The 496-nt window shown below is 68.5% G+C and carries 1 protein-coding gene; it reads left to right on the top strand.

Annotation, left to right across the window (positions count from 1 at the left end):
- Nucleotides 1-255 (top strand): tyrosine-type recombinase/integrase (locus KO516_RS22675; protein ID WP_216006065.1); only part of this gene is annotated, 255 nt, incomplete at its 5' end.
- Nucleotides 256-496: the final 241 nt, after the last annotated feature.

Genomic DNA, 496 nt, shown 5'->3' with positions numbered 1-496 from the left:
GCATTGGACCGGCTCGTCGCCCCGCTGATCAAGCGCACCGTGCTGGAGGCCGGCCTGCGCCCCGAGCTGCCCGAGGCAGAGCGTCTGGCGTTGTTCTCTGGGCATTCCCTGCGCGCCGGTCTCGCCAGTTCCGCCGAGGTAGATGAGCGCCACGTGCAAAAACATCTCGGCCACGCCTCCGCCGAAATGACCCGCCGCTACCAACGCCGCCGCGACAGCTTCCGCATCAACCTCACCAAAGCCGCAGGCCTCTGAGCACAGCGCCCCACCCCGCCGCCCCGGACAACAGCCACCCCTTCGGATCACCCGTTGCCGGCGGCTTGCTGCAGGCCCGCGCACGGCTGTGTCCCGACCCTTTAGCGACAGCACCCCTGCCCCGCCAGCATTGAGACTCCGATGACAGGCGGTCCGCCCCGCAGCCGATCCATGAACAGCTCGGAATGGCGCCGGGCAAGCACCGCCGCCAGCGACGATGATGGACTTGCTTCACTTCCGT

This window comes from Citreicella sp. C3M06 (genome assembly GCF_018860705.1).
Classification (GTDB): domain Bacteria; phylum Pseudomonadota; class Alphaproteobacteria; order Rhodobacterales; family Rhodobacteraceae; genus Salipiger.
The sequence above is the reverse complement of the archived record's forward strand: the minus strand, read 5'-3'. Positions and strand labels throughout refer to the sequence as shown.